The sequence below is a fragment of the Halobacillus sp. A5 genome, from assembly GCF_024189315.1.
In the GTDB taxonomy this organism is placed as follows: Bacteria; Bacillota; Bacilli; order Bacillales; family Halobacillaceae; genus Halobacillus_A.
The window spans coordinates 308546-321845 of the sequence record NZ_JAIZEO010000005.1; the positions used below are offsets into that span (position 1 = coordinate 308546).

General features: G+C 40.4%; 13 protein-coding genes. 3 read left to right on the forward strand and 10 right to left on the reverse strand.

Annotated features, from left to right (window positions below; all coding sequences use genetic code 11):
* Positions 1 to 12 precede the first annotated feature (12 nt).
* The 3 genes from LF822_RS19605 to LF822_RS19615 form a co-directional block, all read right to left on the reverse strand.
* Positions 13 to 717 carry an amino acid ABC transporter permease gene (locus LF822_RS19605; protein ID WP_305881986.1) on the reverse strand — a complete coding sequence of 235 codons (705 nt, stop codon included), beginning with the start codon at positions 715 to 717 and terminating at the stop codon, positions 13 to 15.
* Positions 695 to 1507, reverse strand: coding sequence for an amino acid ABC transporter substrate-binding protein (locus LF822_RS19610; protein WP_253925791.1), 813 nt, complete (start codon positions 1505 to 1507; stop codon positions 695 to 697). The genes LF822_RS19605 and LF822_RS19610 overlap by 23 nt, the downstream gene beginning before the upstream one ends.
* 427 nt (positions 1508 to 1934) lie before the next feature.
* Complete coding sequence (locus LF822_RS19615; RefSeq protein WP_253925792.1) at positions 1935 to 3311, reverse strand: Glu/Leu/Phe/Val family dehydrogenase; 1377 nt, start codon at positions 3309 to 3311, stop codon at positions 1935 to 1937.
* Between the two features lie 257 nt (positions 3312 to 3568).
* On the opposite strand from LF822_RS19615, the gene LF822_RS19620 reads away from it, so the two are divergent.
* Entirely contained in the window at positions 3569 to 4630 is a 1062-nt protein-coding gene (locus LF822_RS19620) for an NAD(P)/FAD-dependent oxidoreductase (RefSeq protein ID WP_253925793.1), read from the forward strand.
* Between the two features lie 96 nt (positions 4631 to 4726).
* Here the strand turns inward: LF822_RS19620 and LF822_RS19625 are convergent, their stop codons facing one another.
* The 4 genes from LF822_RS19625 to LF822_RS19640 form a co-directional block, all read right to left on the reverse strand.
* A complete protein-coding gene (locus tag LF822_RS19625; RefSeq protein WP_371925965.1) occupies positions 4727 to 4921 on the reverse strand; it encodes a hypothetical protein in 195 nt (64 codons plus the stop codon).
* A gap of 77 nt (positions 4922 to 4998) precedes the next feature.
* Positions 4999 to 5679, reverse strand: a complete 681-nt coding sequence (locus LF822_RS19630) for a response regulator transcription factor (protein WP_253925794.1) — start codon at positions 5677 to 5679, stop codon at positions 4999 to 5001.
* A 1-nt stretch (position 5680) separates the two neighbouring features.
* The gene (locus LF822_RS19635; protein WP_253925795.1) at positions 5681 to 7057 is read right to left on the reverse strand and encodes a sensor histidine kinase; all 1377 of its coding nucleotides are present in this window, start codon (positions 7055 to 7057) and stop codon (positions 5681 to 5683) included.
* Positions 7058 to 7423: 366 nt separating this feature from the next.
* Complete coding sequence (locus LF822_RS19640) at positions 7424 to 8377, reverse strand: ATP-grasp domain-containing protein (RefSeq protein WP_253925796.1); 954 nt, start codon at positions 8375 to 8377, stop codon at positions 7424 to 7426.
* A 115-nt stretch (positions 8378 to 8492) separates the two neighbouring features.
* On the opposite strand from LF822_RS19640, the gene LF822_RS19645 reads away from it, so the two are divergent.
* Positions 8493 to 9266, forward strand: coding sequence for a TatD family hydrolase (locus tag LF822_RS19645; RefSeq protein WP_253925797.1), 774 nt, complete (start codon positions 8493 to 8495; stop codon positions 9264 to 9266).
* Between the two features lie 49 nt (positions 9267 to 9315).
* Here LF822_RS19645 and LF822_RS19650 read toward each other — a convergent pair whose 3' ends face one another.
* Entirely contained in the window at positions 9316 to 9672 is a 357-nt protein-coding gene (locus LF822_RS19650; protein ID WP_253925798.1) for a DUF2512 family protein, read from the reverse strand.
* Between the two features lie 56 nt (positions 9673 to 9728).
* Positions 9729 to 10985, reverse strand: a complete 1257-nt coding sequence (gene cypC / locus LF822_RS19655; RefSeq protein WP_253925799.1) for a CYP152 family fatty-acid peroxygenase CypC — start codon at positions 10983 to 10985, stop codon at positions 9729 to 9731.
* Between the two features lie 147 nt (positions 10986 to 11132).
* Here cypC and LF822_RS19660 point away from each other — a divergent pair, with 147 nt between their 5' ends.
* Complete coding sequence (locus tag LF822_RS19660; protein WP_253925800.1) at positions 11133 to 12524, forward strand: DUF2254 domain-containing protein; 1392 nt, start codon at positions 11133 to 11135, stop codon at positions 12522 to 12524.
* A gap of 15 nt (positions 12525 to 12539) precedes the next feature.
* Here the strand turns inward: LF822_RS19660 and LF822_RS19665 are convergent, their stop codons facing one another.
* On the reverse strand, positions 12540 to 13157 hold the full coding sequence (locus tag LF822_RS19665) for a flavodoxin family protein (protein WP_253925801.1): 618 nt from the start codon (positions 13155 to 13157) through the stop codon (positions 12540 to 12542).
* Between the last annotated feature and the right edge of the window lie 143 nt (positions 13158 to 13300).

Consider the following 13300-nt stretch of genomic DNA (forward strand, 5'->3'; position numbering starts at 1 on the left):
AATGACTACTCCTTACGTTTTCACATAACGGTTCAATCGAATCTCAATCCGTTCTTGAATAATAGACAGTACAAAGCATATGACCCAGTAGATTGCTGCAGCTTCCACGTAGACGAGCAATGGTGTGTAGGTGGTCGCCACAATTTCCTGCGCCTTTCGAAACATTTCACTTACTAATATAGTTGAAGCTAATGATGTTTCTTTAACCAGCCCAATAAATGAATTAGAAAGCGGTGGTATAGATACTCGGGCTGCTTGTGGAAGAATGACTCTTTTTAAGGATTGAAGATAAGACATCCCTATTGAAGAAGAAGCTTCCCACTGCCCTTTGTCAATCGACAAGATAGACGCCCGGATAATCTCTGAGGCATAGGCACCCGTATTTAAAGAAAAAGCAATGACTGCTCCTGTAAACGGCTCAAATTTCAAAGCATCTATTCCCAGATTTCCCAATCCAAAAAAGACAATAAACAATTGAACAAGTAAAGGAGTCCCGCGAATAATAGAGACATATACTCTGGCAGCAGCTGAGAGAACCTTTATCCCTGATATACGGAAGACTGCTGTTACCACAGCTATTAGAATACCAATAATAAATGAGATAAGCGTTAACGGTATTGTATAGGACAAGACCCCTTTCAATAAAGGAAGAAAGGAGTCTTGTAATATTTCTATATTTTCGGCACTCAAAAAACTACTGTACAGATACATCTTCATCGAACCAATCTCTCGAAATTTCTTCCAGAGTTCCATCTTCTTTCATTTCATCCAATGCTCCGTTAACAGCTTCAACCAGTTCAGGATTATCTTGACGGAACATCATTGCGTTTTTAGAAGCATCGTCCTCTTGATCCTTTATTTCAATCGCAGCATTATCACCTGTCTGATTAAGATAATCCAGTACGGAAAGACGATCGTTAACAGTAGCTTCTACACGTTCATTCCTTAACAACTCAATGGCAGGGTTAAGTCCTTCTACACTTTCTATCTCTGCTCCATACTCTTCTGCAATGTCAGCGTAATTGCTTGTTAGGGACTGAGCAGACGATGCTCCATCTAAATCTTCAAAGCTTTGAAGCTCTTCATTATCTTTTCTTGCTACAAGTACAGCTGCTGTGTACGTATATGGCTCAGAAAAGCTGTACTTCTCTTCTCGATCTGGCTTTATACCTACCTGGTTTGCAATCATATCAAAACGCTCACTATTTAAACCTGCAAACATCGAGTCCCATTTAGTTTCTTCAAATTTTATTTCAAGGTCTAAACGTTTACCGATTTCTTTAGCAACTTCTACATCATAACCAGTTAACTCGTCATTTTCATCGTGGAATGTATAAGGAGCATAGGTGCCTTCAGTTCCAACCGTGAGGACACCTTCTTCTTGAATCTGCTCATATAAATTTTGATCTTCTTCAGAGGCGTTCCCACCTTCTGATTCACTCGACCCGCATGCCGAGATAATAAGTATTAATAAAGACGCAAACAGCCATAAACCAGCCTTTTTCATTTCACATTCTCCTTTCATATTTAAACCCTACCTGTTCCATCGGGATAGTTGACTTAATGATCATACAGCCTCTTTACAACCTAGTCAATAGTTTTGCCTAAATATATTAAAACCACTCAAAAAAGCGCAAGCGCCCTGGTAGACACGACACGCATAAGCAAAACGACTGGAGGAAGGTGGTCTACCCTTCCGCAGAACGGATTGCTTATGACGCGAGTGTCTGGGCGCTGGATCTAGATGTGGCTCTATAAAATTATCCACAGTTGGGTATTTATAATTTCCTATACAAACCAAAAACTGACCTTTATTAAAAAGGTCAGTTCAAGGGAGACTTAGACAGCCGCTAAATACAGTAAGACCTGATCAAATTCGAATGAATTGTCCGGGTATTCCTGGATTAATATCGTATTGTTCAAAGTACATGATTCTAATATAATTTACCTTGTCTAAATAACACTGTTGAAAGCTTCATTACGGAATGAATGTAGCAGTTCTGCCGAAGTGGAAAAGGATCTCCAAAGAATTGCGGCAGAATCGTATCCATCGTCTTCTGCATTTTATCAAACAACAGTTTATAAATTTGTTCTTCTTTATAGAACTGAGTATCTCTTCCCTGAATCCATTCCAGGTAAGACACAATAACTCCGCCGGCATTGGCTAAGATATCAGGGATAATTAAAATACCATTGTCACTTAAATATTTATCAGCTTTTACTGTTATGGGTGCGTTGGCCCCTTCGACAATGATCTGAGCTTGAATCTTATCCATATTTTCCTCATGAATCTGATTCTCTAAAGCAGCCATAATTAAAACATCCACATCAAGCTCAAGCAGCTCGTCGCGATCATTGATAACAGCCTTGATTTCATTTTCTTTTAAAGCGGTATTAGAATCAGGAAGAGAGCCTCCATGCTCCTGTGCGTATCTTACAAGAGCAGGTATATCTAAACCATCAGAATTATAAAGCATAACATCCCGATCGCTGACAGCCACGATGTTGTTTTGAAGCTCATTACATTTGAATGCTTCTTTAGCAGCAACAGCCCCTAAGTTTCCGAACCCCTGGACAGCTATATTGAGCTTCCTGTCTTTTTTACTTAATGCTGTTTCAGCAAACAGGTTATCTTGTTCTCTGAGCCACTTTTCATTATCGTTAAGGAAGTTATGCATTAAATACCTGAAAGAAAAGTAAACACCTTTACCTGTAGCTTCTTTACGTCCGAGCGAACCACCATTAATAATGCTTTTACCAGTGAAACTTCCGCGGTATGGAAGACCCGGGTGCGTATTCTTATATTCGGCCATCATCCAATCCATTTCCCGTTCTCCTGTCCCTGCATCCGGCGCAGGAATGTCCTTGTCTGGCCCAAGAATATCATTAAAGTATTGTACATACTTTTTACAAATTAAATTCAATTCTTTCACACTATACTCACGGGGATCAATAATCACGCCCCCTTTACCGCCGCCAAAGGGAAGCTCATGAAGAGCATTTTTCAGTGTCATAAGCCTGGCTAAGTTGGCGACTTCTTCTTCATTTACTGATTCATGAAATCGGATCCCTCCTTTATAAGGGCCGAGTGTGTCATTATGCTGAACCCGAAAAGAAGGCACCCTTACAATGGTACCGTCCTCAAGTGCTACTCGTAAAAAAGACTTATGTATATGATTTGGTGTAGATAATATAGCAACCAATGATTTAAATGCCTGTCTCCTCGTCTGAGCTTTTAAATCAGGCAAAAAGCTCTCATCCTCAAGAAGCGCTGTCAGCGACTCCTCAATCACTGTATTATTTTCACTCATACGATACCCTCCATCTGACTTACGTCTATTTAACTATAATATACCTTACCCTTGAATCAGAGTTTGAAACTAGAAAAACTAAACTGAAAACAGCTGTTTATTATCAACAAATATTAAGAATCCTATACTTTTTCTAGTTTTATGTCATGTTTTTTGGTAGGCTATTAGTGGAATGTATAGCGAAAGCGTTTTCCGTTGGATAAACGTTTGAGAAATGAGCACACTCTAATTTAAAGCAACCTAAGGTGGTGTCCCAATTGAAACGACTAGTCATACTTGGCGGCGGATACGGCGGCTTGAAAGCCTTATTGACTTTACTTGATCAAGGCTTGCCTAAAGACGTACATATCACTGTAATTGACCGTAATCCCTACCATTCACTTAAAACCGAATTTTACACGATTGCGGCAGGAACAGAAGCAGATAAAAATGTAAGAATGGAATTTCCTAAACACGAACAGGTAGACTATGTCTTTACCGAAATTAATCAAATCGATATAGAAAATGAACAAATTTTAATTAAAGATTATAGAGAAATCATATCTTATGACTATTTAATCATCGGTCTTGGTTGTGAAGACAACTATCACGGGATCGAAGGAGCTAAAGAATATACAGAAAGTGTTCAAACTTTCGGAAATGCAAGAGGTGCGGGCTTCGCCGTCGGAAACTTAAATGCCTACGGAAAAGTGACAGTAGTTGGCGCCGGACTGAGCGGTATCGAAGTCGCTTCGGAGATTAGAGAAAGCCGGCCTGACTTAAACATTCGTTTATTAGATCGTGGTGAAACCGTGCTGAGAGCTTTTGATAAGAAGATTCAGGATTATGTGGAAGAATGGTTTGCCAGCAACGATGTAGAGGTGTTGCACAGCGCGAGCGTAGGTTATGTGGAAAAGGATGGAGTTTGTAATAATGGTGTCTGCTACATTAATGACGTGACGATATGGACAGCCGGTGTCCGGCCCAATTATTTAGTACGTGAACTTCCATTTAAGAAGGACGACCAGGATAAAATTGTTATCAACGACTTTTACCAGGTCCCTGAACGTCAGAATGTGTACGTCGTGGGAGATTGTGCATCGTCTACTTTTTCTCCTAGTGCACAGCTTGCCGGTCAGCAGGGGGAGCAGATCGGAGAAGTGCTTGCTTCCCTTCTCAATGATAAAGAACCAGCTAAGCCAAAAGAGATTAAATTGAAGGGAACATTGGGATCTTTAGGTAAATCTGACGGATTCGGAAATATGATGCAGCAGCCTGTGACAGGGCGTCTGCCACGCCTGGCAAAGTCCGGCGTTCTATGGCTGAATAAACGACATTAAACAAACCATCCACTCTTGTACCCGAGTGGATGGTTGTTTTTAAATCCGATTTACGAAGTCTGGCGTTTATGACCACAACCACTGTGCTGACACTCATTAGAACAACACCAATGGCTGGACTTCCAATTGGAGCTGAAACTCCCGCACATGGGGGATGGCTGCGACATTATAACCTGCAGCCCGCCAAAGATTCTGCATTATCTTCCGGTACGTGTTTTTTGAAAGCTTGATCACAGCTACAATATCCTCTGGGCTGCTCTTCACAAATACGATATAGAAACCATCTTCCATAGCCTCATGATCGTGTCCTTCATGTTTTCTGCATGGTGAGTAGAATGGGAATAACCCATATATATACTTCGTGACATTTACTTATTGGAAGTACTCTCCCATTTGTAGCCTACCCCCCAAATGGTTTTTAAATAACCATCAATCGGAAAACCAAAAACTCTTACCTTATCCCGAATGTTCCTGACATGCGAATCAATTGTCCGGCTTTCTGTATAGGAGTCATGCCCCCATATAAGTTCAAGCAGGTGATCCCGTTCAAATACCCTCCCCGGATACTGCATAAGAAGACCGAGAAGCTTAAATTCTTTAGGAGTTAAGTTTATTTCACTTCCTTTGTATAACAGCTGATGGTTTTCTTCGTTCCAATCTAATCCATCAGTGGAAATTGTCCTCCTCTTCTCCTGGCGGCGGATCAAAACCTCCATTCTCGCGAGCAGTATATCCTCATCAAAGGGTTTCGTAATATAATCGTCCGCTCCTAACCGGAAGCCCTGGAGAATATCCTGCTTTTGATCCCGGGCCGTCACCATAATAATCGGGGTATTTTTATTTCTTCGAATATGTTTACACGTCTCAAAACCGTTCATATCCTTCATCATAATATCTAATAAAATTAATTGAAACGACTGATCATTTAATTTTTGCAAAGCCTCTCTTCCACTACTGGCGGTCTCGCAATAGTAACCATGAGGCTTTAAATACAGTGTTAATAAGTCGAGCATTCTTTGTTCATCATCAATTAGTAAAATTCGTGTCATCTCAATTCTCCTTTGGCCATAACATCGTGATTACTAATCCCCGGTTTGAATCGTTTTGTGCCTTCACTTGACCTCCATGTGCATGAATAATTTCTTTCACTATGGATAAGCCGAGCCCTGCCCCCCCATAGGCCCGCGACCGCGATTGATCCACACGATAAAGCCGTTCAAATAAATGATCAACGGCCTCCTCAGGAACACCGTTACCTTCATCCTTTACAGCTATCTTAATGTATCGGTCTGTGTTCTCTACCTTCACTTGAACACTGGTGCAGTTCGGACTGTAATAAATAGCGTTATCTAACACATTTAACATTACCTGTTTAAAACGTACTGGATCAATATATGCTTCAGCATTAGAATCTCCAGCTATAAATAAATCCATGGTCTTTTCATTTAATACCGGGAAGAGCTTCTCCTTAATTTCATTAAGGGGCGGAACCGCATTGGTGATCTGCCTGTCTAAAGAAAAAGCATTACTGTCAATTCTGGCCAGTTCAAACAACTCCTGAACCATTTTAGTTACTTGATCAGCTTCTTGCTTGATGATGCCAATGTATTTATCCTTTTGCTCGTTACTGAGTCCAGGCTTAGAAGCAATATCAGCATAGCCCTTTAAGTAGGTTAAAGGGGTTCTCAATTCATGTGCTGCTGCTGACAGGAAATCACTGCGTTCCTTCTTCAAGCGATCAAGATCCTTCCCAAGCCTCTGTATCGATTCAGCCAGCACTCCTAATTCATCCTTCTGACTATAATGAACCTGGATATCCATATTCCCCTGGCTGAGCAGTTCTGTTTGTTCCTTCATTTGGATTAAAGGCTTCGTAATCCGCTTCGTTAATATCATTACAATGAGAACCGTGACTACCAAACTTATTGCTACGGCAAGTATAAATTGACGGGTCAGCTGAGACATAATGTCGGATATCTCTTCAGAAGGTGAGAACATATATACATAGCCTCGAACTTCGTTGTTTACAAGTATGGGAGAAATTGTTGCAACGTAGGGCTCTGTCTTCCACCTCTCTTCGATCATTTCTTCAGATTTATGGCCCATAGCTTGATGCTCTTCAATAATAGCGCGCTTTTCTTCTCTAACTTCCGTGGAGGCAGCAATGACATCTGAATCTTCGTCCAGGATGACGACATCCGTAGAGGCTTCCGATTCCATTAAAGCTACATGGTCAAACGTTGATTCGGTGAAATTATTTACTAATACATCACGGTGACTGTTCCCTCTAGCCTGAAGTCTTTCCATCACCTCGTCAATCCGGTCTTCCGATATACTTGTATATAAAAACACAAACAAAATAAACTCCACGATTAAAGTGAGCCCCAAAAATAATAATCCTAACTTGACCGATATTTTATTGCGCATTACAGTTCCTCCAAATGAGTAAACCTAGATTCTTTTATCCTTTTCGTACCTACTAATATACCTTAATCTTTTCGAGAAATTATGAAGAAAAAGAAAAGACCGCACAATTAATTTGCACGGTCTTCTTCATTAAATCATTCAATTTCTCCTGCATCTAATTTTTCAAGCTTCTCTACTTCTTTTTCTTTTACCGCGAAGTAGTAAAAAAACGAAAGAAGCAGAAATAGCAAAAAGCGGAAAACATTCAAGTATTAAAACCCTCCGAAATTAAACGTTTGTAAGTATTCGACTTCCTTCGACAAGTTTAACACAATTTATAAAAAATACACCCCCAGCATCGTACATCAGATGATGAAGGTGATCGTGTTAATCAATCTCTATTAAAGTATTATTTAATTCCTTCTTCAGGTACCTGGCTAATTCAAGCATCCCATAAATGCCTGCCGTCCGTTCCGCATCCGAATTATAATTCGTATTGGTGTTTACATCATAGGTATAGAGCCTGCCATCCTGATCTTGTATAGCCTCAATACCGGCAACTTGAATCTTATTCTCTCGTAAGAACTGCTCATACTTGTTCAGTAAGGGATGATAATACCCTTCTAATATTTGAAACTTGGCACCCGGCACCGTTTGAGGCTGATCTGTCGGGCAATACATATCTTCAATGGTACACGCATCCGCCGGGCAGAGCTCAAAGCCTTCAGACGTATCGACTTTCACGGCATAAACAAAACGGCCGCCGACAAACTCGTGGCGAACAATATAAGGCTGAGGGGCTTCAATATATTGCTGAATCAATGTAATTCCATCTACAGGTTGATCGAAATTCTCTCCATAAACATACTCCTTCAATGTTTCCATAGAATGAAAGAGTTGAACGCCCTGGCCTTTTCCTGCACGGTTATGCTTCGTAATGAACGAAGGTTCGTTAAGTTTCTCTGCTGCTTTGATAATGTTATCTTTTCCTACGGCACTAATTGTTTTGGGCGTTGTTATCCCTGTATTGTTTAAAGCCATATATTGATTAACCTTGCTTACCTCAAGCCTTAGAGCCCGGCTTCCGTTGACCACTTTCCGTCCATGCCTTTCAAGCCAGGCAAGCACTGCTTCCGCAAATTCAGGAGCATAGCGGTGGTTTCTAGTATGAGAAGAAGCACTCGTTCGGTTATAGAATATTCCTTCAGGCGGTTCAATCGATAAATCTATGGTTCCTTCATTTACATGCCATAATTCAAAAGGTGCTTCAATTTCTTCTAAACGCTTAACTAGATGATCTGTCCATTCATCATTTTCATGGATGACATAAATTTTTGACATTAATAGGCTCCTCTCTAGCTGTTTTTCTCTTAGCAAGAGTATAACATATAAGACTAACCTATTTACTGTGCATTGATTTACGTTAGAATTATACATATCACAAAGGAGGACAGCCATGACCTTCCCTATCATTGATTCGCACATTCACCTTGATTGGTATGATCAAGAAAAACGGGAACAAATTCTGCGTGACATGGATACTTATCATGTTAAGGGTTTACTCAGTGTTTCCAGCGGTTTTGATTCCTGCAGATCTAACCTGCAGCTTTCCAATGAATATAAAGAAGTTTCCATGGCCGCAGGGTTTCATCCCGAACAGAAACTCCCGGCTGAAGGAGAGATTGACCAGATCTTATCATTTATAGACCAACATCACACCAGGATCGCTGCAATAGGCGAAGTCGGTCTCCCTTATTATTTGCGTCAGGAAGACTCTTCGCTCCCGCTTGATGCGTATAAAGAAATTCTCGAAGCATTTATTAGAAAAGCAGTCCAATATCACAAGCCTGTTGTGCTGCATGCGATCTATGATGATGCTGATGTTACTTGTGATCTTTTAGAAAAGTATTCTGTAAGAAAGGCTCATTTTCATTGGTTTAAAGGCAGCACAGAAACGCTGAAACGAATGGTGGATAAGCGTTATTATATTTCAGTTACCCCTGACTGCTTATACAAAGAAAGAACTCAACAGTTAATTAAACGGTATCCACTGGAATTATTAATGGTAGAAACGGACGGTCCGTGGGAGTTCACTAGCAGAGAATGGACACACCCAAAAATGATTCACCAATCTATTAATAAAATCTGTGAAATTAAACAAAAGGGCAAGAAGCAAGTTTATAATCAGCTTTATGACAACACCATACGCTTTTACGAGCTTTCCAAGTAAAAAAGCCGTCTGGGCTGCTGAACTGAACCACATAACGGCTTTTTCCTATTTAGTCAGATACAGGAGCAGGCTGATCATTGCTTAATAAATATTTATGAAGCACGAGCTCACATAAACCAATAACGCAAGAAATAAGGAAGGCCCCTGTAAAAGTGACAGAAGCTGTGTTAAACATGTTCGATAATCCCCAGATGATAAAGAAAGCACTGATGACATCCATGAGGACACCTGAAATAAGATTCCCTTTCCTCAGCCACCTGTTTTCCATAGGTACGCCAACTAGAATAAGCACAGCCGCTACCAGCAGCGGCTGCCAAAAGGCGCCAAATTGAACATTGTCTAAAAAATAAGAAGCAAGTATTAATAAAACAGGGAGCACAAAAACTTTCACCCATACACTTGTCATAGAATTCCTTCTTTCAGAAAGCATGCTGTGTATTAGTGTTGCTCCTTTTGCTCCTTCTATACCTGTACAGCCTTCAGTCTGACGTTAGAAATGATGAAGCCGCTCTTCGGCATTGAAGGCATCCTCCTTAAGCTGTAGCTGAGATCTTGAGAAGGAACGTCATACTCTATTTCTTCTGTTAAAAACCTTATACTTGCTTTAATGGCTTCCATGGTGATCCATTCTCCAGGACACCGGTGTCCTTTATAATGCTCTCCCCCTCCTTGAGGAATTAAATCAAATAATCCTCCCTTCCACTCTTCAAATCGTTCCGGCATAAACCGATTCGGCTGTTCCCACAGCCTCTTGTCATGATTTGTGCCGTGTATATCCAGTAGAACTAAACGCCCTTCTTTAAAAGTAAACCCATTCCATTCAAAGTCTCTCTTCACACGGGCACCTAAGTATGGAACAAAGGGAAACAAGCGCCTGATCTCTTTTGCAAAGAACTCCATATTTTTGTCATCGCTTCTTAAATAATGTTTCAATTCGTTATTCTCATGAAGTGCCAGGGCCCCAAACGATATATAGGCCGCTACCGCTACGGTGGGTCTTATCACATTCAGCAATTCAATAGCTGCCATCCCGGCGTCAAGGTGATTCCCTTCTATATCAAGATGAAATGCCATCTTATGCAAAGCTGAATCCTCCGGGGCTGCCAATTCTCCCGCCCGGACACTCAATATCTTTTTAGTCATCCATTTCTCAGATTCAGTACGTGCTTTTCTGCCTTTTCTATGCCTCGTTCCTACAGCGCCAAAAGCGTCAATCATCAGCCATAACTGTTCAGCTCTTTCTTTAACTTCATCTTCTTCTAACGGAATACCCGCCCATTGACACACCGCTCTGCACAGCACGTCCTTCGCTTCTTCAAATAAAACAATTTCATCTTCCGGCTTCCAGGAGCCTGCTTTTAATTTCCACTGTTGCGAGGTTAGGTCATAAAGGCTGCTCATCCGTTCGGGCGTCATTAAAGACATAAATAGAAGCTTGCGATGCTCATGAGGGTCTCCATCCATACTTTGAATGGCATTCTCTCCAAACAACGATTTCTCAATTCTCTTCGGAAGGGCCCCTTTTCTTTTGAACTTTTCTGTATTATAAAACAACCCGGCCCCTTCTTCGCCCGTCAGGCAAATCACTTTTTCAGCAAGCAGGGTAGTCTCAAAGATATCTGTATGTAATCGTTCAAATCGTTTAGGCAGAAACTGATACCCTTCCCGCAATACGTTGATCGATTGATCCAGTTTATGATCCCGGGGAATTTCATTCATATACAAGCTCCTTTTCAGTGACATCTGTTATTTAATTTACTTTTCCTTCCCCGATGAATGATTAAACAATATTTTCAAAAATAAATAATGGTTATTTTTAGAGCGATCGGGGAAAGACGTAAAAGCAGGCAACAGGAGGGATTAATAATGAAGAAGAAAAAGTGGATGAACTTCTTCCCTTTGGAAATCCGGAAATACTTACAAATGTCACATCGTCAGAGAAAAAATGAACTTCAGATGACTTTATGGTCAATGCCGCTTATTTATATTGGTGCTTCGACAGCGATCATTGTATTCACTATTTTCCTGGACCTTCAATTAAATATCTCTAACTTCGTCCACCCGTGGTTTACCGCAGGCGGAGATGCGACTCAAATTCTAGTAAGTGCGTTAATAGGCGGAATATTGACTCTGAGCGCATTTACGTTGAATTCTTTATTAGTCGTATTAACCAATTTCAGTGATCAGTTCTCACCGAGAATGATGTTTAATTTTATTGCTGATAAGACCACCCAGCATCTTTTAGGCATTTTTCATGGCAGCTTTATTTATGTGCTCTTCATTTTTCTATTTCTTACTAATAATGAAAATGAGCTCTATTCAGCTATTCCTGTCATGTCTGTAATGCTTGCAGCGTTAACGATCATCACATTTATTTTCTTTATTAATCATGCGGCCAGCTGGATGCAGGTGCACAACTTCACCTATGCGATGAAAAACACATCAAAGTCCACTATAAAAGAATCACAAAAATATGGATTTGAAGAAAGCAGCAGACAAGAAGCCGGTGATCTTATGGAGAAGTATGCAGAAGGAGAAATGTCAGTAAAAACTTCTGAAGCAGGTTACCTTCAAACGGTTTATTTCAAGAAAATGATTAACCAAGCTGATAAAGACAATATAGTGATTAAAATGCATAAAAAAATTGGCGACTTTACATTAAAAGAAAACGTCCTCTTCTCCTATTGGGGACCGGGACAAAGCAGTGTGAACGAGGACACATATATGGATCTCATTGAAATAGGTCATAAGAAAACAGAAATTCAGGAAATGAAAATGGGGATAATGAAATTAAGTGAGATCGCTGTTAAAGCTGTCGGTAATTCAGATCCTCAAACGGCAATTTCGACGATTCATCATATTTCTGATTTACTTGCAGACGTTGAGTCTAAGGTGGCGTTCAGCCCTTATCTTCACGACCAAAATAAACAAACAAGAATTATCGTCCCCCGTGAAGACTTTGAATATTTTCTACACACAGGCTTCAGCACAATTAGAAACGCCGCCACAGGCCACCTTACTATTATTACTGAGCTTATTGCTGTAATGGGTATGCTCGCACAGACAATTGGCAGCGATAAACACGCCACGCTATGGGATTTTGCTGAAAATACAACGGAGCAGGTTTTCGAAAACCACATTTATGATTTAGATAAAAAATATTTTTTAGAAAAATTGCATGAACTTGCAGTATTCACAGATAATGAAAAAAGTTACAGAGCTATCGAATACAATGTAAAACGGACATCTTCCAATTAGGAGACGTCCGTTTTTTTACTCCATGACATTCCCTTTAGGAGGGATAGGATTCTTTTTAAAGATTTCAGCCAGATGCATCGTATTGTAAGCAAGCATTTCTACATGCTTCTTCGTAAATTCGTTCTCCTGGCCGTCGTCGTCTAAATAAGAAGGCCCAGGACCAGCTTCTCCTACCCAGTAGGCATCCACATTTGGAGGTATGACAAAACCAATATGCGAAAGACCATACAGCAGGGAAGCGGCAGCATTTTTGGCACCATCTTCATTCCCTGTTATAACTGCGCCAGCTACTTTATTGTAATATATGGATTGTCCTTTTTCGTTGGTTTCACTGCTGCTTCCATACAGTCGTTCCATGGCTACTGCAGCCAGACTGCTTTTCTCTCCAAGCCATATAGGAGAAGCTAAAATTAAAATATCGGCTTGTTTGACCTTTTCAAAGATTTGCGGCCATTCATCCCCCTCCCCTAAATCTTTTTCGATCCCATATGGAATATTATAATCGGCTAAACGCACCACTTCACTCTCAACACCCTCTTTAGAATACAGATCAATCACTTCCTGAGCCAGACCTTCTGTATTAGAGGTTTGATCGGATTTTTTTAATGATGCATTTAAGAATAGAGCTTTCATAATATCGACCTCCTTCGGTAAACATATAGGAAACATTCCCGAACAGGCATTTGTACAAACAATTGATTACACTTTTATCAGGCTTTAAAAGCGGGTATGGAAAATTTAAATACCCGCTGAGCAATTATCTTGAATATGAGACT

Bases quoted from the DNA above. Each gene is read 5' to 3' on its own strand.
- LF822_RS19605 (WP_305881986.1), bottom strand. From the start codon at position 717: ATGAAGATGTATCTGTACAGTAGTTTTTTGAGTGCCGAAAATATAGAA.
- LF822_RS19610 (WP_253925791.1), bottom strand. From the start codon at position 1,507: ATGAAAAAGGCTGGTTTATGGCTGTTTGCGTCTTTATTAATACTTATT.
- LF822_RS19615 (WP_253925792.1), bottom strand. From the start codon at position 3,311: ATGAGTGAAAATAATACAGTGATTGAGGAGTCGCTGACAGCGCTTCTT.
- LF822_RS19625 (WP_371925965.1), bottom strand. From the start codon at position 4,921: ATGGAAGATGGTTTCTATATCGTATTTGTGAAGAGCAGCCCAGAGGAT.
- LF822_RS19630 (WP_253925794.1), bottom strand. From the start codon at position 5,679: ATGACACGAATTTTACTAATTGATGATGAACAAAGAATGCTCGACTTA.
- LF822_RS19635 (WP_253925795.1), bottom strand. From the start codon at position 7,057: ATGCGCAATAAAATATCGGTCAAGTTAGGATTATTATTTTTGGGGCTC.
- LF822_RS19640 (WP_253925796.1), bottom strand. From the start codon at position 8,377: ATGTCAAAAATTTATGTCATCCATGAAAATGATGAATGGACAGATCAT.
- LF822_RS19645 (WP_253925797.1), top strand. From the start codon at position 8,493: ATGACCTTCCCTATCATTGATTCGCACATTCACCTTGATTGGTATGAT.
- LF822_RS19650 (WP_253925798.1), bottom strand. From the start codon at position 9,672: ATGACAAGTGTATGGGTGAAAGTTTTTGTGCTCCCTGTTTTATTAATA.
- cypC (WP_253925799.1), bottom strand. From the start codon at position 10,985: ATGAATGAAATTCCCCGGGATCATAAACTGGATCAATCGATCAACGTA.
- LF822_RS19660 (WP_253925800.1), top strand. From the start codon at position 11,133: ATGAAGAAGAAAAAGTGGATGAACTTCTTCCCTTTGGAAATCCGGAAA.
- LF822_RS19665 (WP_253925801.1), bottom strand. From the start codon at position 13,157: ATGAAAGCTCTATTCTTAAATGCATCATTAAAAAAATCCGATCAAACC.